Origin of the sequence: Gluconacetobacter dulcium (assembly GCF_014174165.1) — a bacterium.
In the GTDB taxonomy this organism is placed as follows: domain Bacteria; phylum Pseudomonadota; class Alphaproteobacteria; order Acetobacterales; family Acetobacteraceae; genus Gluconacetobacter; species Gluconacetobacter dulcium.
The window spans coordinates 95,726-117,395 of the sequence record NZ_JABEQN010000001.1 but is presented as its reverse complement, the minus strand read 5'-3'; the positions used below and the strand labels follow the sequence as shown (position 1 = coordinate 117,395).

18 protein-coding genes are annotated in these 21,670 nt (G+C 70.1%); 9 read left to right on the top strand and 9 right to left on the bottom strand.

The features are described from left to right. The first annotated feature begins 110 nt into the window (after positions 1-110). A complete protein-coding gene (locus tag HLH25_RS00550; protein WP_182972207.1) occupies positions 111-1,388 on the top strand; it encodes an SAM-dependent methyltransferase in 1,278 nt (425 codons plus the stop codon). 20 nt (positions 1,389-1,408) lie between these two features. Here the strand turns inward: HLH25_RS00550 and rsmA are convergent, their stop codons facing one another. From rsmA to cysQ, 9 genes are all read right to left on the bottom strand, one after another. Beyond that, on the bottom strand, positions 1,409-2,239 hold the full coding sequence (gene rsmA, locus HLH25_RS00545) for a 16S rRNA (adenine(1518)-N(6)/adenine(1519)-N(6))-dimethyltransferase RsmA (protein WP_246400896.1): 831 nt from the start codon (positions 2,237-2,239) through the stop codon (positions 1,409-1,411). Positions 2,240-2,271: 32 nt separating this feature from the next. Beyond that, positions 2,272-3,651: a peptidylprolyl isomerase gene (locus tag HLH25_RS00540; RefSeq protein ID WP_246400736.1), complete on the bottom strand. Its 1,380-nt coding sequence runs from the start codon at positions 3,649-3,651 to the stop codon at positions 2,272-2,274. A gap of 28 nt (positions 3,652-3,679) precedes the next feature. Then, positions 3,680-6,016, bottom strand: coding sequence for an LPS-assembly protein LptD (locus tag HLH25_RS00535; RefSeq protein ID WP_375288944.1), 2,337 nt, complete (start codon positions 6,014-6,016; stop codon positions 3,680-3,682). An 11-nt stretch (positions 6,017-6,027) separates the two neighbouring features. After that, positions 6,028-7,137: an LPS export ABC transporter permease LptG gene (gene lptG / locus HLH25_RS00530; protein WP_182972204.1), complete on the bottom strand. Its 1,110-nt coding sequence runs from the start codon at positions 7,135-7,137 to the stop codon at positions 6,028-6,030. Beyond that, positions 7,134-8,276 (bottom strand): LPS export ABC transporter permease LptF, encoded by a 1,143-nt coding sequence (gene lptF, locus HLH25_RS00525; protein WP_246400734.1) that lies wholly within the window; start codon positions 8,274-8,276, stop codon positions 7,134-7,136. The genes lptG and lptF overlap by 4 nt, the downstream gene beginning before the upstream one ends. Before the next feature lie 265 nt (positions 8,277-8,541). Then, complete coding sequence (locus tag HLH25_RS00520) at positions 8,542-9,990, bottom strand: FAD-binding oxidoreductase (protein ID WP_182972202.1); 1,449 nt, start codon at positions 9,988-9,990, stop codon at positions 8,542-8,544. Positions 9,991-10,143: 153 nt separating this feature from the next. Further along, complete coding sequence (locus HLH25_RS00515; RefSeq protein ID WP_182972201.1) at positions 10,144-10,686, bottom strand: hypothetical protein; 543 nt, start codon at positions 10,684-10,686, stop codon at positions 10,144-10,146. Positions 10,687-10,735: 49 nt separating this feature from the next. Next, positions 10,736-11,707, bottom strand: coding sequence for an L-threonylcarbamoyladenylate synthase (locus HLH25_RS00510; RefSeq protein WP_182972200.1), 972 nt, complete (start codon positions 11,705-11,707; stop codon positions 10,736-10,738). A 40-nt stretch (positions 11,708-11,747) separates the two neighbouring features. Further along, on the bottom strand, positions 11,748-12,548 hold the full coding sequence (gene cysQ, locus HLH25_RS00505) for a 3'(2'),5'-bisphosphate nucleotidase CysQ (protein WP_182972199.1): 801 nt from the start codon (positions 12,546-12,548) through the stop codon (positions 11,748-11,750). A gap of 185 nt (positions 12,549-12,733) precedes the next feature. Between cysQ and HLH25_RS00500 the strand changes: the two genes are divergently transcribed. The 8 genes from HLH25_RS00500 to HLH25_RS00465 all read left to right on the top strand — a co-directional run bounded on the left by HLH25_RS00500 (position 12,734) and on the right by HLH25_RS00465 (position 21,661). Beyond that, complete coding sequence (locus tag HLH25_RS00500; protein ID WP_182972198.1) at positions 12,734-14,203, top strand: leucyl aminopeptidase; 1,470 nt, start codon at positions 12,734-12,736, stop codon at positions 14,201-14,203. A gap of 30 nt (positions 14,204-14,233) precedes the next feature. Further along, positions 14,234-14,683 carry a DNA polymerase III subunit chi gene (locus tag HLH25_RS00495; RefSeq protein ID WP_182972197.1) on the top strand — a complete coding sequence of 150 codons (450 nt, stop codon included), beginning with the start codon at positions 14,234-14,236 and terminating at the stop codon, positions 14,681-14,683. 105 nt (positions 14,684-14,788) lie between these two features. Beyond that, positions 14,789-15,643 (top strand): aldo/keto reductase, encoded by an 855-nt coding sequence (locus HLH25_RS00490; RefSeq protein ID WP_182972196.1) that lies wholly within the window; start codon positions 14,789-14,791, stop codon positions 15,641-15,643. A 70-nt stretch (positions 15,644-15,713) separates the two neighbouring features. After that, positions 15,714-17,483 (top strand): hypothetical protein, encoded by a 1,770-nt coding sequence (locus tag HLH25_RS00485; protein ID WP_182972195.1) that lies wholly within the window; start codon positions 15,714-15,716, stop codon positions 17,481-17,483. Then, positions 17,480-18,427, top strand: coding sequence for a hypothetical protein (locus HLH25_RS20450; protein ID WP_220791612.1), 948 nt, complete (start codon positions 17,480-17,482; stop codon positions 18,425-18,427). Before HLH25_RS00485 ends, HLH25_RS20450 begins: the two co-directional genes overlap by 4 nt. Continuing rightward, entirely contained in the window at positions 18,427-18,981 is a 555-nt protein-coding gene (locus tag HLH25_RS00475; protein WP_182972193.1) for a hypothetical protein, read from the top strand. Before HLH25_RS20450 ends, HLH25_RS00475 begins: the two co-directional genes overlap by 1 nt. Positions 18,982-18,983: 2 nt before the next feature. After that, a complete protein-coding gene (locus tag HLH25_RS00470; RefSeq protein WP_246400885.1) occupies positions 18,984-20,153 on the top strand; it encodes a hypothetical protein in 1,170 nt (389 codons plus the stop codon). Beyond that, the gene (locus HLH25_RS00465) at positions 20,150-21,661 is read left to right on the top strand and encodes an NADH-quinone oxidoreductase subunit D-related protein (RefSeq protein ID WP_182972405.1); all 1,512 of its coding nucleotides are present in this window, start codon (positions 20,150-20,152) and stop codon (positions 21,659-21,661) included. The genes HLH25_RS00470 and HLH25_RS00465 overlap by 4 nt, the downstream gene beginning before the upstream one ends. Positions 21,662-21,670 lie beyond the last annotated feature (9 nt).

Below are 21,670 nucleotides of genomic sequence, written 5' to 3'. Positions count from 1 at the left end.
TACTCTTCCGGGCCTTTTGTCGTTGAAAAACCATCGAAAGCACCGCTGCTCGTTCTTTACGGATGGCGCTACAGACTTCATGCTGCCCTCAAAAGGGAGGGAGCCGAACGATGACGCCGGTGATCGACAGGATCTTTCGCAGCTTCATCACCCAGGGGCGGCTGGATGTCGTCTTTTCGGACGGGACGCGACGTACCTATGTCGGCACGCCGGGGCCGGTCGCGGCGATGCGTGTGCTCGCGCCATCGGTGGAGCGGCGGCTGATCGCCAATCCGGGCCTGGCCTTCGGTGAAGCCTATATGGACGGGCTGGTCGAGCCGGTGGGCTGCACGCTGTACGACCTGCTGGGCCTGCTGATGACCAACAGCATGCGCGCCGGCCATATCGGCGAGGCCGTGGCGGCGGTGATCCGCTATGGCAAGCGGACCTGGACCCAGTTCAACCCGGCGACGCGGTCGCGGCGGAACGTCGCCCATCATTACGATCTGAACGGGGCGCTGTACGACCTGTTCCTGGACAGCGACCGGCAATATTCCTGTGCCTATTTCGCGCGGGGGGACGAGACGCTGGAAGAGGCCCAGAGGGCCAAGAAGCGGCATATCGCGGCCAAGCTGCGTCTGGACCGCCCGGATCTGGAGGTGCTGGATATCGGCAGCGGCTGGGGCGGCATGGCGCTGACGCTGGCGCGGGACTATGGCGCGCGGGTTACGGGCATCACCCTGTCGGAAGAGCAGCTTGCCGTCTCCCGCCGTCGGGCGGTGGAGGAGGGGCTTGCGGACCGGGTGCGGTTCGAACTTGTGGATTACCGCGATGTGACGCGACGCTTCGACCGGATCGTGTCGGTCGGCATGTTCGAGCATGTGGGGGTTGGCCATTATCGGCAGTTCTTCGAGAAGGTGCGCTCGATCCTGGCGCCCGACGGGGTGATGCTGCTGCATTCCATCGGGCGGAATGACGGGCCGGGTTCGACCAATCCGTGGATCGACCGCTATATTTTCCCCGGTGGCTATTCGCCGGCGCTGAGCGAGACCTTCGCCGCGATCGAGAAGGCGGGGCTGTGGGTGACGGATTGCGAGATCCTGCGTCTGCATTACGCACGGACCATCGCCCATTGGCGCCAGCGCTTCGCCGCCAACCGGGACCGGGTGGCGGCCCTGTATGACGAGCGGTTCTGCCGGATGTTCGAATTCTATCTGGCGGGGGCGGAACTGTCGTTCCGCGTCCAGGGCCATCTGAATTTCCAGGTGCAGATCACCCGCTCGATCGATGCGGTGCCGCTGACGCGGGATTATATGGTCGAGGCCGAGCGGGCCGGAGCCCCCGCGGCTGAACCCGCCGCCGCGCCGCGTCGCCGGGTTCGTGGCCGCAAGGACCGGGTGGCGGAGTAGGGGCGGCGCGTCCCTGCCCGTCAGGCGGTCCGGGCGGCGTGGCAGCGTGCCAGCCGGTCGAATTCGGCGATCGATAATGTTTCCGCCCGGCGTTCGCCGGCGATTCCGGCTTCGCCCAGCAGGGCTTCGCCGCCGATGGCGCGCAGCGATCCGCGCAGCATCTTGCGCCGCTGGCCGAAGGCGGCGGCCGTGACCTGCTCCATGGCCCGGAACAGCGCAGGTTCGGGCTGGGCCGCGTGGGGGATCAGGCTGACGACGGCCGAATAGACCTTGGGTGGGGGGGAGAAGGCGCCGGGCGGGATTCGCATGACCAGGCTGGCCTGGCAGGTCCATTGGGCCAGCACCGCGAGGCGCCCGTAATGGTCGGTGTCGGGAGCGGCGCAGATCCGCTCGCCGACTTCCATCTGGAACATCAGGGTCAGCCGTTCCCACGACGCGGCCTGGCGCAGCCAGCCGACCAGCAGCGGGGTGCCGACATTATAGGGCAGGTTGGCGACGATCTGGCGCGGTGTGGGGCAGAGTTCCGTCAGGTCGCGCCGGGTCGCGTCGGCTTCCACCAGCCGCAATCTGTCGGGGAAATGGGCGACCAGTTCCTCGATGACCGCGACCGCCCGGCGGTCGATTTCCACCGCCGTGACGCTGGTGGCCGGGGTGGCCAGCAGGGAGCGGGTCAGGCCGCCGGGGCCGGGGCCGACTTCGATGACATGCCGGCCGGTCAGGTCGCCCGCCAGGGCGGCGATCCGCGCCGTGATGCCGGGATCGAGCAGGAAGTGCTGGCCCAGCGCCTTGCGGGCGTCCAGCCCGTGGCGGGCGATGACCTCGCGCAGCGGCTCCTGGACCGGATCGACCATGGCCGTGGCCATGGTCGGATGGCTCGGGTTGGTCACACCTTCGACCGGATGTCGATGACGGCGCGGCGGCGCAGGTCGCGGTTCAACTGGCGCGATGTCTGTTCCACCCGCTCGTTCATCAACTGGTCCGCGATTTCGCTGGGGGTCTGCTGGGCGAAATTCTTCTGCTGGCGCGCGCAGACCATCAGCACGGCGATGCCGTCGCCCGAGACCAGGGGGTGGCTGGCCTTGCCGGGCGGCAGGTTGGCCAGGATCTGCTGCATCTGCGGATTGATGCGCTCCAGTTGCAGGTCGCCGGGATTGGCGGGGCGCTTGTCGCCGTATTTGTGGTTTGCCGCTTCGAGGTCCGCGCAGCTATGCGCGTTGGCGGCGAGTTGCTGAGCCTCTTGCAGCATCTGGCGCTGCTGCTCGGAAGGGGCCTGCGGATTGAGCGGCGTGGTGAAGGGCAGGTACGCCTGACGCAGAGTCAGCAGCGTGCCCATCTGGTGGCCGATGGTGCGGCGGCCGTTCAGCGTGGCGATGACATAGCCGCCGGCGACGCGGATCGGGTTGGAAATGGCGCCTTCGGGCATGGCGCGGGCGACGGCGACGACCTGCGGGTCCAGGCTGTCTTCCTGCACCCAGCCCATCATGCCGCCTTCCAGCGCCGTCTGGCTCTGCGAGAACTGGGCGGCGACGATGGGGAAGGGCGCGCCGTTGCGCAGTTCCTGGATGATCGTCTGCGCGAATTTCAGCTCATCCTCGGAATGACGCGCGTCATCGACCGGGATGAAGATCTCGCTCATCAGATACTGCGTCTTGCCGTCTTCGTGGCGCAGGGCTTCCTCGCGCTGGGCGATCTCGGCGGCGGTGGTGCGTCCGCGCGAGCCCAGTTCCTCGCGCAGGACCTGCGACCAGCCCAACTGCACCCGGATCTGGTCGATCATGGTGGTCAGCGAGATGCCGTCCGCCGCCAGACGGTCGCGCAGGGCGTTGTGGGGCATGTTGTTGCGCCGTTCGATATCGGCGATCGAGGCGGCGATCTGCTCCGGCGGCACGTTGATGTGGCGTGACAGCATCTCCTGCTGCCGCAGGCGTTCGTCGATCAACTGCCGGACGATCTGCGGACGCAGCCGGTTCATGAGGTCGTCGGTCAGGTTCAGGCCGGCCGACAGCGCGAACAGACGGCCGCGATTCTCCACGTCACGCCGCGTCAGCACCGTGCCGTTGATGACCGCGACGATCGAATCCTGCGGGATCGAGCCGTCGGACGCTTCGGCGTCCGGCCTGGCGGCCGGCTTGGCAGTTGGCCTGGCGGCATGGGCGGCATCGGCGGGCAGGGCGATGCCCGCCGTCCAGGCCGCCAGGCCGGCGGCGGCGATGCGGGCCAGGAAGGGCGATGGGAATCCGGTCGGGGAAAGGCGGCGTCGCATTCTGTTCGGTCTTTCGCGCGTCGTCGGGTCAGCCATGGATACCAAAGGCCCCGATGGTCTTGAAGGTCAGGGTGAACATGATGGTCGAATTCCGCTGTTCGCCGCCGATCGAGGTATATTGCTTGATATACATGACGTTGAAGGCAAAACAGTCATTCTGGTAGCCCGCATTGCCGCCCATGCTGACGAATTCCTTGCGGGACAGGCTGCGCCGGACGAAGCCCGAGAGGCTGTAGCCGCTCCAGCTCGTCGAGGCGCCGAGCGTCAGTTCGTTGGTGCGGACATAATAGGCGGAGGGCGGGCCGCTGGTCTGGAGGTTGGTGGCGTAATAATAATATGGGGTCACCGGCTCGTAGACATAGCCGCCCGTGACGCGGAAATGCTCGACGCCGGTGGAAAACAGCGCGTCGCCGAAATCGATGCGCCCGGCATAGGGGTCGACGCGGGTGCGGCCGGTGAAATCGACATAGCGGTTGGGGGCGATGCGCGCCCGCGCGACCACGTCGGAGAGATGATGGCTCAGCCCCGAATAGGGGATGCGGTTGCGGGTGATATGCTCCTGGATGCTCTCGCCGACCAGTGTGTCGATTTCATGCCCGTCCCAGGTCCAGTTGGCATGGACGCCGAAATTGCCGCGCAGGCCGCCATCCAGCCTGTCGGTGCCCGGATAGCGGTTCAGCGCGAACAGGGTCGAGTCGGTGAACTCGTATGACAGGCTGTCTTCGTTGGGCATGTTGCGGGTGACGCTGTTGCCCGTGTTGGGCGCGGCGATGATCTGGGCGATCGGCTCCAGGATCTGGGTGCCGCTTCCATGCTGGAAGGAGCGCAGGAACGGCCAGTTCATCTTCAGGGCCACGGTCGGCAGGACCTGGCCGGTGACCGCGGCGCGGCGGGCCGTCGTCAGGGCGTAGAGCGGCTGCTCGTTCAGGCTGGTGGCACGATGGATGGCCGATTCCAGGTGCAGGGTCAGTTTCCAGAGCTGGCCCAGCCGGTTGCGGAACGGCCGGTCCCAGTTCGCCGAGATCTGCCCGCGCTGGTCGGAGACGCCGTTATTGCGGTAGACGTAGAAATCATCGGTATCCAGCGACAGTCGGCCGCCCCAGGCGTCGGGCTGGCCGAAATAGCTGAACGCATAATGCGGCAGCACCCAGGGCAGGTCGGTGTTGCGGATGACGCCCTGGTTCAGGCCCTGATAAGCCTGGGCGTCGAGGCGCGAATAGGAACCGGTGCCGAACCCTTCGAGAAAGACGTTCGACGACAGCATTTCCTGCCCGTAGCCGGTCACCCGGTAGTCGCGCATGTAGTTGGCGGAGGTGGCGACGTTGATGTTCATCCCCGTTCGCCATTCCCGCGAGATCGAAGCCTTGCCCTGGGCGAAGAGGAAGCCCTGCACCCCATGTTCGTTGGCCGAGCCGACGGTGTTGCCGAACGTGTTGATATAGGCGCCCTGGCGATGGGTATCGTACGCCAGGCCGGCCAGGATGTTCAGCGTGCCCCAGTTGAATATGTTGCGGTACTGGGTGCTGACCTGCGGCCCGGTCCGGGTGGAGAACAGCCCCTGGACCGTCAGGTCGGACTGGCCGTCGATCGCCCAGTAATAGGGAATGGTGACGTAGGCGCCCAGATAGCGGTCGTGCGGGGTAATGCCGGGGGTGAGGAAGCCGCTCTGCCGCCGGACCGACGGATCGGACATGGAGAAGACCGGCAGGTACATGACCGGTATCCCGAACATGTCGAGATAGGCATCGCGGAACTCGATGCGCTTGTGCTCGGTATCGTCGATCGCGTCGTAGGCCCGCAATTGCCAGAACGGCGGGCGGGCGGGATGCTTGGCGCAGATCTCGCAGGCGGTGTAGACCGCGCGGGTCATGTCGTTGATATGCGCGCCGGTTCGGCGCATGCCGTTGGCGGCGAGCTTGGCGTTGTCGGCCATCAGCGCGTGCAGGCGCGTCATGATGCCGTCGCGCATGCCGTTGCTGAGTTCGGCATAGTCGCTGAACAGCACCGTGCCGTCCGCCTCGACGATCGCGACGTTGCCGCGCGCCGCCGCGATGCCTGTCGTGCGGTCGTAGGTGACCGTATCGGCCCGCAGGACGTGGTCGTTCTGCCAGATCTGGACATTGCCCGACCAGGTGACGATCCCCTGCGCGTTGTCGTAGGACACCGTGTCGGCCTGGAAGGTCACCGGGTCTTTCTGGGACACCGACGTGCCTGTGCTGACATGCACCGGACGGATCTGGGCGTGGGCATGGTGGATCTGGAACGCGGCGCCCAGAACCGTGCCGCCCAGCATGCTGGCAGCCAGCAGCGTGCCGCGTGCCTGCGCGGATGTTCCCCCGATGGGGCGGTACAGGCAGCGAGGCATGAGAAAGGGCATCATCCGTCTTCTAGATGAAGCAGCAGCGAAACTGCAAGGCAGAGACCCGCTCCGGTCGGGGCCCAGGCGGCCAGAATCGGCGGCATGGCGCCGGATTCCCCGAATTGCGCCGCGACTTTGGACAGTGTGAACAATGCGAAGCCGGCGGCCACGCCGCCGCCGACCATGCGCGCCACCCCGCCGCGTCGGGTCGGACGCATCGAAAAACCGGCCGCGACCAGGGCCATGGTGCCCGCCAGAATGGGCAGCGTCAGCAGCGACTGGAAATGCAGCCGGTGCCGGATGGATGAAAAGCCCGAACGCTCCAGAAGCGTGATGAAGCCCGGCAGCGCCCAGACCGACAGCGTGTCGGGCGAGGCGAAGCTTTCCTGCACGCGCGTGAGCGTCAGGTCGGTCGGCAGCGTGAACCGCCCCACCTGGACGGGCAGGCGGTCGGGCCGGATGGTATGCGTGTCGTCCAGCACCCATTCTCCGTCGCCCAGGTGCCCGCTGGGGGCCTCGACGCGGACGATCATGCGGTCGGCCTCGTCCAGCCGGAACAGGCTGATGCCGCTGATCTGCAGGACGCCGTCCCGCAGATGCACGTTGCGGGCATGCAGGATCGCCACCCCGTGGGGGGTCAGGCCCTGGTCGGCCTGGCGGATCCATAGCGCGCCGTCGGCGAGGTTCAGCGGGCCGCCGCTGCGCAGATAGACATGATCCAGGGTCTCGGCCCGGCGGTACATGATCGAGGAGAGGGGCGACAGCACGCCGGTGGCCAGGGCGCCGATCAGCAGGGCGCAGGCCAGCGGGCCGGTCAGGAACTGCCATGCGGAAATGCCGGCCGCCCGTGCCACGATCAGCTCGGACGACCGGGTCAGGCGCCAGAAACAGACGATCCCGCCCAGCAGTACGCCGAACGGCAGGATTTCGATCGTGAAATAGGGAATGTGCAGCAGCGCGATCTCGCTGACCAGGCGCGTGGGGACGTTCGGGCGCGTCGCGACCCGGCGCAGCAGGTCGATGAAATCGAACAGCGAGACCAGGCCGGTCAGCGACAGGATCATCGCCATGACCGCCAGCGTGAACTGACGGGCGATGTAGAAGGAGAGGGTAACCGAGACGGTCATGGCCGGGGTGCCTGACCCGGCGCGGCCGGTGCCATGCGCGACGCGGCCCTCGCCCGTTGCCGCAGCCGCCATTCGGGCAGGAACAGCACGATCGCGCACAGGGCGCCGGGGACGATCGCCTCGACCCACATCAGGGGGACCAGGCCGGGATTGCGGCCGGCCAGGTTCTGCACCATCAGGCTGAGCGCCAGCAGGCACACCACGCTCATGATCGCGGTGAACGGGCGCAGGATGTTGCCGTGCCGCGAGAACGTGCCGCGCAGCACGCTGACCAGTCCGATCATCGCGAACGAGAACGCGGTGAAGGGCGATGTGAGCCGCCGCCATGCCTCGACCGCGAACTTGCCGCGATCGCGGGCGGAGACCTCGCGCGGATCGGGATGCAGCAATTCATGCAGCGACATCTCGCTGGAGTCGCGATAGCGGATCTGCTCGTCTCGGGGGGCGGTCAGGTCGATGGTGTTGCGGGCGAACGTCAGGACGTTCAGCCGGCCGGTCCGGCGATCGATTTCCTGTCGCGACCCGTCGAACAGGACCACGCGGGGCTGGTCGTTGACGATCAGCATCGTGCCGCGCTCGGCCAGGATGGTCGAAGGATTGTCGGGCTGGCGGTCGTCCTCGACCATGATGCCGTGCAGCGTGCCGTCATGATCGCGGGAGCGGACATAGACGGTCATGGTGCTGGACAGGGGGGTGAAGACGCCATCCTGGAGCATGAAGGCCGCGATGCGGTTGCGGATCTGGAATTCATATTGCTTGAACGCGTGAAAGGCTTGCGGGACGATCCATACATTCAGGACCAGGCAGAGCATCACCGACGCGCCCGCGCAGAGCAGGCCGGCCCGTGCCACATGGAAGGGCGACAGGCCGGCCGCGCGCATGACCGTCAGTTCGCGGTCGGTCGCCAGACGCTGATAGACGAACTGCACCACCACGAAGGTCGTGATCGGCAGGATGATGGCGACGAAGGAGGGGACCAGCAGGCTGGTCAAGCCGACGAAGACCCGCAGCGACAGGCCGCGTTCGACGACCAGGGACACGAAACGCAGCGATTGGGTGAGCCAGATCAGGGCCGCGAGGCCGCCCGTCGTCGCCGCCAGTGCCATCAGGAGCTGCCGCAGGACGTAGCGGTCGAGCATCGGCAGGTGCGCCCTTGACGGACGTCTTGTTGCGGATCGGGCGAACGACATAGGTCTGTGTAGCTCCCCGGAGGATATGGTGAAAAGCCCTGCGTCCCCGGTGTGGTGCGACCGTTACGGCTATCCGGGCCGCCGGTTCCCGGTCGTCGGGACGAGGGGGCCGGTTGAGGCGGCTTCCGTCCCGATGGGGGCGCCGGCGCGGGGGAAGATGCTTGTGGAAAATTAAGGAACCGGAAACGCGCCGGTGCGTCGGCCCGCGACGGCCCTAGCCCGCGGGAGGAAACAGCGTTGCCGGGTTCATCAGTCCGTGGGGGTCGATCGCGTCCTTGATCCGGCGCATGGTGGCGAGTTCGGCGTCCCCGCGCCAGTCTGGCATCATGTAGGGCTTCAGGCGCCCGACCCCGTGCTCGGCCGAGAAGGAGCCATCCAGTTCGCGCACGATGGCGGCGACCGTATCCATGATCCGGTGATCCTGCGCCAGGAAGTCCGCCGGGTCCATGCCCTCGGGCTGCACCAGATTGAAATGGATGTTGCCGTCGCCGATATGGCCGAACGGCGCGGGGCGGATGCCCGGGATCAGCGCCGCGCAGGCGGCGCTGGCGCGGTCGATCAGCTCGGGCACGCGCGAGACGGGAACCGAGACGTCGTTCTTGACGCTGGCGCCCGCCCTGCGCTGGGCCTCGGCGTGTTCCTCGCGCAGTTTCCACAGCGCCAGGCGTTGCCCCTCGCTTTCGGCGATGACGGCGTCGCTGACCGTGCCGGCTTCGAACATGCCGGCCAGGACGTCCTCCAGCGCCGCGCGGAGGTCGGCGTTGCGGCGTGGGGTTGCCAGTTCCACCAGCACGTAGGCCGGGGCGGCTTCGGCCAGCGGCAGGCTGGCGCCGGGCACCAGCCGCGTGACCAGCTCCATGCCGGCGCCCGACATATATTCGAACGCCTGGATCAGCGCCGGGTCCTGGTCGCGGAAGGCGGCGAACAGGGTCAGGGCCGCGCTGGCGTCGGCCACCGCGCAGAGCGCCGCCTCGACCGCGCGGGGCTGGGGCTGCAATTGCAGGATGGCCGAGGTGATGAAGCCCAGCGTGCCTTCCGACCCCACGAAGAGCTGGCGCAGCGCGTAGCCGGTATTGTCCTTGCGCAGCCGGCGCAGGCCGTTGAAGACGCTGCCATCGGGCAGCACGACTTCCAGCCCCAGCACCAGCTCCCGCGCGTTGCCGTAGCGCACGGTGTTGTTGCCGCCCGCGTTGGTGGCCAGCACGCCGCCGATCTGGGCCGAGCCCTCCGACGAGATGGAGAGCGGCAGCATCAGGCCGGCGTCGCGCGCCGCGTCCTGCGCCGCCTTGAGCGTGACGCCGGCCTCGATTTCCATGGTGTGGTCCAGCGGGTCGATCCGCCGTACGCGGTTCATCCGCGACAGGCACACCACGATGTCCCGCCCGCTTTCGTCGGGCGTGGCGCCGCCGACCATGCTGGTATTGCCGCCCTGCGGCACCATCGCGACGCCGGCTTCGGCGCAGAGGGCGACGGCCTGGGCCAGTTCGGCCGTGCCGGCCGGGCGCAGGACGGCCGCCGCACGCCCGTGATAGAGCGAACGCCAGTCGGTGCAGTAGGGCGCGATGTCGGAACTGTCCGTCAGGATGCCGGACGGCCCCAGCAGCGCCGCCAGACGGGCCAGCAGATCGGCGGTCGGGGGGGCGGAGGACTGGGGAGCGGTCATGACGGGGTTCCGGTGGTCGATGGCGGGTCGGCGCGGGAGGCGGCGGTGCCTGTCTTGTGGGGGCCTGTCTTGGGACAGAATGGCGGGCGTGGCAATCTTTCGCACGCGCGCCGTCCGAATCTGTGGATCAGGTCCGCCGGTCTGGTCCGTCGGTCAGTTCAGGGCGGTCGTTCTGAACGGGACGGCGGGCACGTCCATCGCGCGGACCATGCCCATGCCGATCGCGCCGACGAGGGCGCCGACGGCGAAGGCCAGGGCGACGACCGAGCGCCGGCGCTGCGCGGGGCGCGCCCGCATGACGGACAGGGCGGCCTGTGTCTCGGCCCGCGCCTGCTGGGTCAGGTAGAGCTGCGATCGCAGTTCCTCATTGCGCGCCCGTGCGCTGCGCAGGTCGAGGTCGAGCCGGTTGATGCTTTCGGTCAGTTGCAGAATCCGCGTCCGCGCGGCCTGCATTTCCTCGGCGGCGGCCCCGGAGGCGGCGCGGGATGCGCGCGGGCGCGGCGGCGGGCGCGCGGGCGGGTTGGGCGCGAGCGCGGTGAACAGGTTCTTCAGTGCCCCGCCGGTCGTGCCGTTGCGGCGGGCGCGATTGCGGATGGCGTCCAGGGCGTTGGCGGACTGTCCTGGGTGGTCTTCCAGCACCAGTGCCAGGATGTCCGCCAGGATCTTGAGTTCCTTGGGATCGAGTTTGTCGCTCATGGCGGCGGATCACGGGGTTCGGGGCAAGCGGTTGTGGACGGATAGCGCATCATGCGGGGCGCGGCGAGGCGGCGCGGCGCAGGCGGTCGCGGATGGCCAGGCCCAGGCCGGCGCGGGGGATCGGCATCGCGGCGATGCGGGTCAGGCCACGCCGCGCGCCCTCGCTGTCCAGAAAGCGCAGGCCCGCGAACAAGCGGGCCGCGGCTTCGTCCACCGTGCCCGAGGGGCTGAGATTCCAGACCAGCCCGGCCCCTGGCAGTTCCGGCCCGAAGGCCAGGAGGGCTTCGTCGGCGCCGACCTCCTGCGCGTCGAGACGGACGGGCAGGGAGGGGGCGTAGTGCGAGGCCATCCGGCCCGGCGAGACCGGCAGCGTGTCGGTGTAGTCGTCGGGATGCGAGATCGGGCCGCAGATTTCGGCCAGGGCCTCGATCGTGACGCCGCCGGGGCGCAGCAGGACCGGGGCGGTGCCCGTGAGGTCCAGCACCGTGCTTTCCACCCCGACCGGGCAGGGGCCGGAATCCAGCACCGCGTCGATGCGGCCGGTCAGGCCGCGCAGGACGTGATAGGCGTCGGACGGGCTGACCTTGCCGGACAGGTTGGCCGAAGGTGCCGCGACCGGGCGCCCCGTGGCGCGCAGCAGGGCGGCCGTGACCGTGCCGCGCGGTACGCGGACGGCCACCGACGGCAGGCCGGCGGCGGCGAGGTCCGAGATCGTGCCATCCGGCTGGCGCGGCAGGATCAGCGTCAGCGGGCCGGGCCAGAACCGGTCGGCCAGGCGGCGTGCGAGATCATCGGCCACGGCCTCGGTGAAGGCGGCTTCGGCATCGGGGAAATGGCTGATCAGGGGGTTGAAGCGCGGGCGTTCCTTCGCCGCGAAGATGCGGGCCACGGCGGTATCGCTGGTCGCGTCGGCGCCAAGCCCGTAGACGGTCTCCGTCCCGAACGCCACGAGGCCGCCTGCCCGCAGCAGCTCCGCCGCGCGGGAGATGCCCGCTTCGTTTGCTTCCAGACGTTCCGTCATCTCCCGTCTACCCGCCCGTTTTGCCGCCGATCATAACGTGTCACGCGCCTGATGGCTCCCGCTTTCCGGCGCAGACGAAGTGCGGGTTGCGCCAGTCGGGCTTGCCGTAGCGCAGCGGTTCGCCATCCATCATGGTGACGCTGCCGCCGGCGGCCTCGACGATCACCTGCGGGGCGGCGGTGTCCCATTCCATCGTGGTGCCCAGGCGGGGATACAGGTCGGCCGCGCCTTCGGCCACGCGGATGAATTTCGCGGCGGAGCCGATATTGCCCAGATGGGCGATCCGCCGGCCGCCCAGGAACGAGGCCAGCCGTGGGTCGTCGGCGTAATGGCGCGAGGCCAGCACCGTCAGCCCTTCGGGGGGGACGGCGCGCGCGTGGATGGCGTGCGTGCCGTGCGCGTCGATGCGGCGGGCGCCGGTGGCGACGTGGCCGGCGTAAAGCTGGTGGTAGGCCGGCAGGGCGACCGCGCCGAGCACGGCGCGACCGTCGCGGACCAGGCCGATATTGACGGTGAAATCGTCCCGGCCGGCAGCGAACTCGCGCGTGCCGTCCAGCGGGTCGACCAGCCAGAAGGTGTGGCCTGCCTCGACGCGCACGCCGGCGGCGGCCTCTTCCTCGGCGATCACCGGGATGGTCGGCGCCAGGGCGCGCAGGCCGGCCAGGATATGGGCCTCGGCCGCGTGGTCGGCTTCGGTCACCGGGGACGAATCGGATTTGGTTACGGTTTCGAACCCGCGCGCGCGGATCACGCGGATCAGTTCGGCGGCCTCGTCAGCCAGCCGGGTCGCGAGATCCAGCAACATATCGTCGCCGGGATGAAGCAGGGAGGAACGGTTCATGGGTTCATGGAATTAGCTTACTCGCGGCCGCGCGTCATGCGCCTTTTCTTGCGTCCCCGGCCTTTCGGCGGCATCGCTCGGGGGTGCGCTTTGGACAGACGGGCCGGCATGCGGCATGCTGCGGCACCTGTTCCGGGGCCAGGGCGCCACCCTGTCCGACCGATCGTTGCGGAGTATTCAGCGCCATGTTGCAGACCGGCTTTTCCGACATCACTCTTCCCGTCGATGGTGTTCTGGCCATCCTGGTGCCGGAGGATGGGCCACGGCCGGCGTCCTATCTCGCGGCCGACCGGGCGACTGGTGGCGCGCTGGAGCGCGCGGTCGCGGCGGCGTCGTTCGTATTCGGTGCCGGCCGGACCTGCATGCTGCTGGCGCCGGGGGGCGGGTTTGACCGGGTTCTTCTGGTCGGGCTGGGCAAAATTGCCGAGATCGGTGCCCGCGCCGTGGAGAACGCGGCGGCCGCCGCCGTCACGGCGCTGGGCAAGCTGACCACGACCGCGCGGATCGCGGCCGATGGTGTCGCGCCCGAATTGGTGGCCCATGTCGCCCAGGGGGCGACGCTGGCCGCCTTCCGCTTCGACAGCTACCACACGCGGCTGACCGAGGATGCGCGCTGGCGCCTGACGGACCTGACGATCCTCACCCCCGACGTTGCCCTGGCGGAGGCGGCGTCGGCGGACCTGCTGGCCGTGGCGCGGGGGGTCTATCTGGCGCGCGATCTGGTCAGCGAGCCCGCGAATGTGCTGCGTCCGCCCGAATTCGCGACCCGGATCGAGGCGTTGCGCGATCTGGGGGTCGAAATCGAGATCCTGGATCGCGACGCGATGGCGGAACTGGGGTTCGGTGCGCTGCTGGGCGTCGCGCAGGCCAGCGATGCGCCGCCGCGTACGGTGCTGATGCGCTGGAACGGCGCCGGGGACGATTCGGCGCCGCTGGCTTTCGTCGGCAAGGGCGTGACCTTCGATTCCGGCGGGATCTCGATCAAGCCGGCCGGTGGCATGGAGGAGATGAAGACCGACATGGCCGGGGCGGCGGCCGTGGTGGGGCTGATCGCGGCGCTGGCCGGTCGCAAGGCGCGGGTCAATGTCGTGGGCGCGGTCGGGCTGGTGGAGAACATGCTGGCCGGCAATGCCCAGCGGCCGGGCGATGTGGTGCGGACCTGTTCGGGGCAGACGGTCGAGGTGATCAATACCGATGCCGAGGGGCGGCTAGTACTGGCCGACGTGCTGTGGTACGTGCAGGACCGCTTCAAGCCGCGTCTGATGGTCGATCTGGCGACGCTGACCGGGGCGATCGTCGTCGGGCTGGGGCATGAATATGCCGGCCTGTTCGCCAATGACGACGCGCTGGCCGGACGGCTGGTCGCGGCGGGCGAGGAAACGGGCGAGCTTCTGTGGCGCATGCCGCTGTCGGATGCCTACAACGAGGCGCTGCGCTCGGATATCGCCGATTTCAAGAATGTCGGCGGCCGGCCGGGCGGTTCGATCACCGCCGCCAAGTTCCTGGAGCATTTCGTCAACCATGTGCCCTGGGCGCATCTGGACATTGCCGGCACCGCCTGGGCCAGGAAGACCGTGCATTGCACGCCCAAGGGGGCGACGGGCTTCGGCGTGCGCCTGCTGGACCGCTTCGTGCGGGAAAATCACGAAGGGTGATGCGGGGCTGAGGCGGGATCGCGGCGCGCTATGGCGGAGATCGGCTTTTATCACCTGACGCGGACCAGTGTGGACCAGGCGCTGCCGGCCCTGCTGGGCCGGACGCTGGAGGCCGGGCGGCGGGCCGTGCTGCGCTGTGGCGACGCGCAGCGGGTCAAGGCGATGGATGAGGCCCTGTGGCGCTCCACCGATCCGCTCTGGCTGCCGCATGGCAGCGCCGCGATGGGGCATGGGGCGTTGCAGCCCATCTGGCTGACGGCGGGGGAGGACGTGCCGAACGGGGCGACCTACCTGTTCCTGATCGATGGGGTGAACTGCCCCGACGCCGCTGCGTTCGAGCGGGTGTTCGATCTGTTCGATGGTGGCGACCCGGAGGCCGTGGAAGCGGCCCGCCAGCGGTGGACCATTGCCCGCGAGGCCGGGCACACGCTGGTCTACTGGCGGCAGCAGGCGAAGGGATGGAGCCGGGGAGGCCGCTGAAAGGCGGGTCCGGACGTGCTTCCCCTCGATGCCCGAAGATCATCGGTCTCCGGGACGTTTGTCTGGGGAACTTGTCTGGGGAACTTGCGAGGAGGAGCGCGCGGCATGATGACTTCCGTCACGTTTCCCGGTGGCATGTGCCTGCCGGCGCTGGGAATGGGCACCTGGGCGCTGGGTGATCGTGCCGAGCGGCGCGCGCAGGAGATCGCCAGCCTGCGGCTGGGCCTGGATAGGGGGCTGCGGGTGATCGATACCGCCGAGATGTACGGCGCCGGGCGGTCGGAACGGCTGGTGGGCGAGGCGATCGCCGGGCGGCGGGACGAGGTTTTCCTGGTTACGAAGATCCTGCCGTCCAACGCTTCGCGTGCCGGGGTGGCGGAGCGTTGCCGGGCATCGCTGCGGCGGCTGGGTACCGACCGGATCGATCTGTATCTGCTGCACTGGCGAGGGGGCGTGCCTCTGGAGGAAACGGTCGGGGCCTTCGAGCAGCTCAAGAGGGAAGGGCTGATCGGCGCCTGGGGCGTGTCGAATTTCGATATCGGGGACCTGGACGATCTGGCGCGGGTTGCCGCGCCGGGGGCCTGTGCCGCCAACCAGATTCTCTACAGCCTGGATTATCGCGGGGTGGAGTTCGATCTGCTGGAGGCGGACCGGCGGCGCGCCATCGTGACCATGGCCTATTCTCCGCTGGGGCAGGGCGGCGACCTGCTGCGCCAGCCGGTGTTGCAGCGGATCGCGGGGGAGCACGAGACCAGTCTGGGGCCAGCCACGCCCGCTCAGGTGGCGCTGGCCTGGGTGCTGCGGCAGCCTGGGATGCTGGCGATCCCCAAGGCGGGCAGTCCGGACCATCAGCGCGAGAATGTCGCGGCGACCGAACTGGTGCTGACACAGCATGACCTGGACGCGATCGACCGGTCGATCCCGCCGCCGCGCCGCAAGGTCCCTCTCGCCATGATCTGAACGGCGTGGTTTGATGCGGGCTCGATCGGACCCGTGATTCGGGGATGGGGCCATCCTGCCGCTGTTTCTCATGCTTGTGCTGTCGGTGCTGCTGCTGGACGGCCTGATGCCCCGGTTCGCGGTGCCCCAGGCGGCGCGGGCGGGGTGGGGGCTGGCTCTCGTGCTGGCTTTGGCGATGGCCTGTCTGCCACCTGGGTCGGCCCTGATGGCGGGCTCCCCAGTGGGGCCGGTGGCCCTGTTGCGGGTCGATGCGCTCTCGCTGCCCTTCGTGATGATGCTGTCGGTGGCCGGTCTGGCCTCGGGGGCGCGGGGGCCGGTGCTGGCGGGGGCGGCGCTGACGGTCGGTACCGGCAATCCTGTCCTGTTCTGTATCGGCGCGGCGGGGTTGCTGCCTCTCCTGCGCGCCGAGGGCGCCGTGCCGCGTGGCATGGTGGCCTGGGGGAGTGCGGGCGTTGCGGTCGCGACCGCGCTGCTGTCGGGTTCGGGCGGCTGGCGGCTGATCGTGCTGCCGCTTCCTGCTCTGCTGGCCGCTTCGGCGTTGATGGGGCTGTCGCTGCGGCCATTGTCCGGCGCGCGGCATGGGGCGCCCGCCGGGGTGGCGCATCTGGCCGGGCTGGCGGTCGGACTCTGCCTTGCGGTGCGGATGCTGGTCGACTGGCCGGTGGAGCCGGTCGGCGCCATGTGGGGCGGTGGCGTGGTCGTTGCGGGGCTGGTGCTGGCGCTGACGGGATGCTGGCGGGCCAGGGGGGCGCGCGATGCCGGACGGGTGGTGGCCGGCCTGTTGAACGGATGGGGCGGCATGGCGCTGGTGCTGGTGGGGCTGGTGGTCACCGGGCGCGCGGATGACCTGCCGTTGCTGGCGCTGGGGGCATTTCGTGGCCTGATGCTGCTGGTGGGTGGGGTGGGGCTGGCGGTTCTGGCCGCCATCCTGACCCTGGCGCAGATGGCCGAGGCGGCGGGTTCGCTGGGTCTGGCGCGTGTCGGGGGGCTGGCGGCCCTGATGCCGAAGGCGTCGGCCATGCTGGCTCTGGCGCTGGCCGGGGTGTGTGCGCTGCCGCCCTCCGGCGGGTTTGCGGTGGCGTGGCTGCTGGTGCAGTCGCTGCTGGCGCTGCCGCGCGCCGAGGGGCTGGCGGGGGCGATGCCGCTGCTGGCGGTACTGGCCGGCGTGGGGCTGGTCTGTGGATTGCTGATCCTGGCGGCGGTGCGCCTGTTGGCCTGTCTGGTGCTGGGCCGGCCGCGCACACCGCGTGCGGCCGGTGCGACCGACCCCGCGTCGGGGCGGCTGGCCGTGCCGGCGGCCTGCCTGGGTGGGGCTGTGAGCGTGGTGCTGGTGCCTGGGGTCTGGTTGTGGCTGACGCGGGGGGCTGGCTGGGCTGCTGCTGGCCTGAAGGGTCCGATTCCGTCCGGTGCGCGGCCGGACTGGCTGGCTCTTGCCGCGCCGGGGGGCGGCGGCGTGCTGTATCCAGCTGGTATTGTCGCGCTGCTGGCGCTGGCGGGTGCTCTGGTGCTGGCATTGTCGCGTCTGGGGAACACGGTGCCGTCGCGCCCGGCGCCGGCCTGGATGGAGGGGGCGCCGCCATCGCCGCCCTGGATGCCGTTCGGCGAGCCGGTGGCGCAGGCCGGCCCGGCGCAGTTTGCCGGTGTGCTGGCGTGGGGCATGGGGCGGCGTGCGGTGTCGCGGCGTATCCGGCGGGTGGTCCGCTGGGGCCGGGATGGCGGGAGGCGGGTATCGGTGCTGATGGAGGTTGGGGTGGCCTGGGTGTCGCGCCATGCCATGGGGCTGGTGCTGCTGTGGTTGGCCGTGGCGGCGCTGCTCCGGATATGGGGCCATTCGCGATGATGTCGTGGGTGGTGATTGTGGTGGCCGGGAGTGCGCTGCTGGCCGTGCATCTTGTGTTGATGGTCGCCTGTGCGCCGCTCGTGCGGGGGGGGCTGGTGGCCGGCGTGGCGCGGGTTGGTGGCGGGGAGGGGCTGCCGGTACTGGCGCGCTGGCGGCTGATCCTGTCCTGCGCGCGCCGGCATGGGGTGCGTGCGGCCGGCGGGGTGGAGATCGTGCCCGCGATGGCGCTGGCGGTCGCGCTGGCGGCCTGTCTGCTGGTGCCTTCCTTCGCGCTGGGCCTGCCGGGGGCCGGGCTTTCGGACCTGCTGACGGTAGCGGGCCTGCTGGTGCTGGCCCGCCTGCTGCCGCTGCTGGCGGCGCTGGAGCCGGGTGGCGCACGGGCCGGGCTGGCGGCGGCCGGCGACACGGCGGCGCTGGTGGTGATGCAGGCGGTTTTTCCGCTGACAGTGGCCGCGGCGGTGATGGCGACCGGGCATGGGGGGATTGACGCCCTGCTGACGCGCCTGCGCGAGCCTGACATGGGGAGCGGGCGGGTGTCGGCCATGTTGATGGCCCTCGCCCTGCTGCTGGCAGGGCCGGATATCGGGCCGGGCGATGAGGCGCGCGCGGCGGAGCGGATGGTCGATCTGGGCGGGCGCGGCCGTGCCGCCATGGAACTGGCGCGGGATCTGATGCTGATGGCCTGGATCACGCTGGCGGGCGACCTGGCGTGGCCGGGAGGGCTGGCGATGCTGCAGGAAGGTGGTCTGTTGCCGGCTGCAATGTCGCTGCCCGGCGCCATTGTGGCGTGGCTGGTGCGGACGGGGGTGATCTGTGCCGGAATTGTCGTGGCGCGGGTGGTGGTGATGGGCTCGGTGCGGGGAACGCGCGGCCGGCTGGTGCTGGCGCTGCTGTTTGCGACGCTGGCGGTGGTGGTGCTGTTCGCGGACCAGGAGGGCGTGTGATGGCATCGCCGCTTCCCGGCCTGCTGATCGCGGCCTCTGTCGTGCTGTCGGGCCTGCGTTGGGCGTTGCCCTGGCAGGCCGGGCTTGTGGTCCTGACGCTGCTGGCGGGGGCGCTGGATGATGGTGCGCCGGTGCGGCCCTGTCTGGCGGCGCTGTTCGTGGTGGCGGGGACGGCGGCGCTTGTCTGGGGGCTGGCGCGGCTGGAGGATCGGGCACCGATGCCGGGGGAGCGGATATCGGGGGTCGGTGGGGGCCTGATGCTGACGATCCTGGCCGTGCTGGCGGTGCCGCGCGGTTTGGTCGATGCCGTGAGCCGGCCGGATCTGATCGCGGCGCTGGTGGCTATTCTCTGCGGGGTTCTGGCTGCTGCGATCCGGCGTTCGGTGGTGGGGCAGTGCGCGGGGCTGGCGGGGGCGGTGAATGGATTGCTGCTGCTGGCCGGCCTTGGCGGGCGGGACGCGGTGCTGGCGGGGGCGGTGGCCTTGCAGGGGGCGCTGCTGCTGGTCGCCTTCGTCTGCCTGCGCCGTATTGCCTGGGGGCGGGAACTGACGTGAGCATGGCCGCCGTTTCGTCCCCGATGCTGTCGTTGCCAGTGTTGTCGTTGCCGGTGCTGATGCCGCTGGCGCTGTGCTGGCCGTTCCTTTCGATGGGCGTGCTGGCCGCCTGTTCGCCGGCTTCGGCGCGGGCGGCGGCCATCGGGCTTTCTGGGATCGGGCTGGTGCTGGCCGTTCTGGCGGTGGCGGCGCGGAGCGTCTGGCCGGCGACCCCGTTTGCCGTGCCGTCTGGTCCGCTGGGGCTTCTGCTGCCCCTGCCGCTGGTGGCGCTGTTCGTGGCCAGCCTGTCGGCCGACGCGGCGCCGGGTCGGCGGGGAACGCGCGTGCTGACCCACGGGCTGGCCGGCGGCGCGGTTGCCGCCACCGCGTGCGCCGATCCGCTCTCCGGCGCCGTTGCCATCGGCGGGGTGGCGATGCTGGTGGCGCTGGCGACCGCCGTGACGCGCGGTGCGGCGCGGGCGGGGTGGGACCTCTTTCGCCTCAGCCTGTCCGGCACCCTGCTGGCGGTGCCCGGTGCCGCGCTGCTGGCGGCGTCTGACGCGGCGGGGCGGCTGGAGGGGCTGGGCGGGCTGTTGCTGACGCTGGGGCTGGGGACCGTGGCGGGGCTGGGGCCTGCCGCGCCGGTCGTGCTGGCGGCGGGCGATGCCGTGGCGCCCATGGCCCTGGCGCCGGTCATGACCGCCGTGCCGGTGCTGCGCCATCTGGCGGAAGGCCCTGACCGGATGGGGGTGATGGCGCTGGGGCTGGTGACGGTGTGGCTGATGGCGCTGTCGATCCGCGTTGCGCCGGCGGGACGGCGGGGGCGGCTGTCGGTGGGATTGATGATCGGCCTGGGGGCGATGGCGGCCGGGGCCGGCGGGGGCGCCGGTCAGGCAGGGCTGGTGGCCCTGATGTTGTCGGTCGCCCTGATGGGGCCGCTGGCGCGGCAGGACGTGGCGTTCGGTTGGGCGGCGCCGCTGGTTCATGCGCCGTTCCTGCCGTTCGGGGGATTTGTGCTGACGCTGGTGGCGTTGTGCGATGCGGCGCCGCTGCTGGTGTTGCCGGTGGCGGTTGGCGTGGCGGTCGGTAGTCCGGGGGCTGTTGGCGGTGCCTTTCGGACAGGATGGCTGGGGCGTGGCGTGGCGGCGTTGCTGCTGGCTGGTCTGGTGGTGGTGCTGTGGGGGTGGCGATGACGGTTCGGGCCGATGCCGATCCGTTGCCACGGACTGCCGCCGGGCTGATCCGGCGCGGCGAGGCTGAAGCGGGGGCGTGGCGCTTTCGGCTGGATGAGGACGGCTGGCGGGATCTGGTCGAGGCCCTGCGGCATGATCCGCTGCCGTTCGTGACCCTGTGGGCGGATGGGCGGGATGTGCATGCCCTGTTCCTCGATGGTGGGGAACGCCCGCTGGTGGCGAGTGTCGAACCCTATGGCGGCCGGTATCTGGGGCTGTCTCCGGTGCGCCCCGCCGCCGCGCCGTTCGAGCGTTGCATGCAGGATCTGTGGGGATTCTCGGCGATGGACGCGCGGGATTCGCGCCCATGGCTGGATCAGGGACTGTGGAGTGCGACCTGGCCGTTGAGCGACCGGCCTGGCCCGGTCGCCTGGCCGCCCGAGCCGCCGGATTTTCGGCCGGTGCCGGCGGACCATATGATTCTGGGCAGCGGCCCGGCCGATGGCGGGCATCATGCGCCCGGTCATCTGCGGCTGGCGCTGGATGGCGGCGGTGCGGTCGGGCAGGCGGAATGGCGTCTGGGCTATGCGCATCGCGGCGTGGCGGCGCGGTTGTCGGGACTGGATGCGGCTGGGGCCGTCCGCCTGGCCGGGCGGGTTGTCGCGGGTGCGTCGGTCGCCCATCAATCGGCGCTGTGCCGGGCGATCGAAAATGCGACGGGGCAGGCGGCCGATATCGCCACGACGCGCTCGCGCGTGCTGCTGGCGGAAATCGAGCGGGCGGCGACCCATCTGCTCGACCTGTCGCGCGTGGCGCGGCCGGCGGGGGCGGGGGCGCTGGCGGCGGAATGCGAGCGGGTGCGCGAAGCGATTCTGGAGCGATGTGGCCGGGTTGGCGGCCATCGGCTGCTGATGGATTGCGTCGGCCCTGGCGGCGCGGGTGATCCGGCGATGGACGATGCGGCGGCGTCCATGGCGGTCGGGGTGGCGGATCTGCTGGAGTCGGCTCGGGACCGGCTGGTGCGGTGTCGGGCCTGGCCGGGGCTGGAGATGCGCGTTGCCGGCGTTGGTGTGCTGGAACAGTTGGTGGCGCGGACGCTGGGCGTGGGCGGCGTGGTTGGCCGGGCGTCGGGGCGCGAGGAGGATCTGCGTCGGCTGGTGCCGGGCTATCGGCGCGAGTGGCTGGATAGCGGGGTGCGGCGTGGTGGGGATGTGGCGGCGCGCATCGACCTTCGGCTGGCGGAACTGGGCAGCGTCGCACGGGTATTGCGGGCGGCGGCAGGCAGCGCGCCGGCTGTGGCGCGGACGCTGCCGGGTGTTGGCGAGGGCGTGGGCTGCGCGGAGGGGCCGCGCGGGGCGGTCTGGTATTGGGTGCGGATTCTGGACGGGCGCGTTGCGGCGGCGCATGTGTGCGACCCCGCGCTGGCGCAGGCCAGTGCGCTGGAGCATGTGCTGGTCGGGGCGCAGGCCGAGGATGTGGCGATGATCGTGCGCTCGTTCGGCCTGTCGGCCGCCGGCGCGGATCTTTAGGCGGGGGAC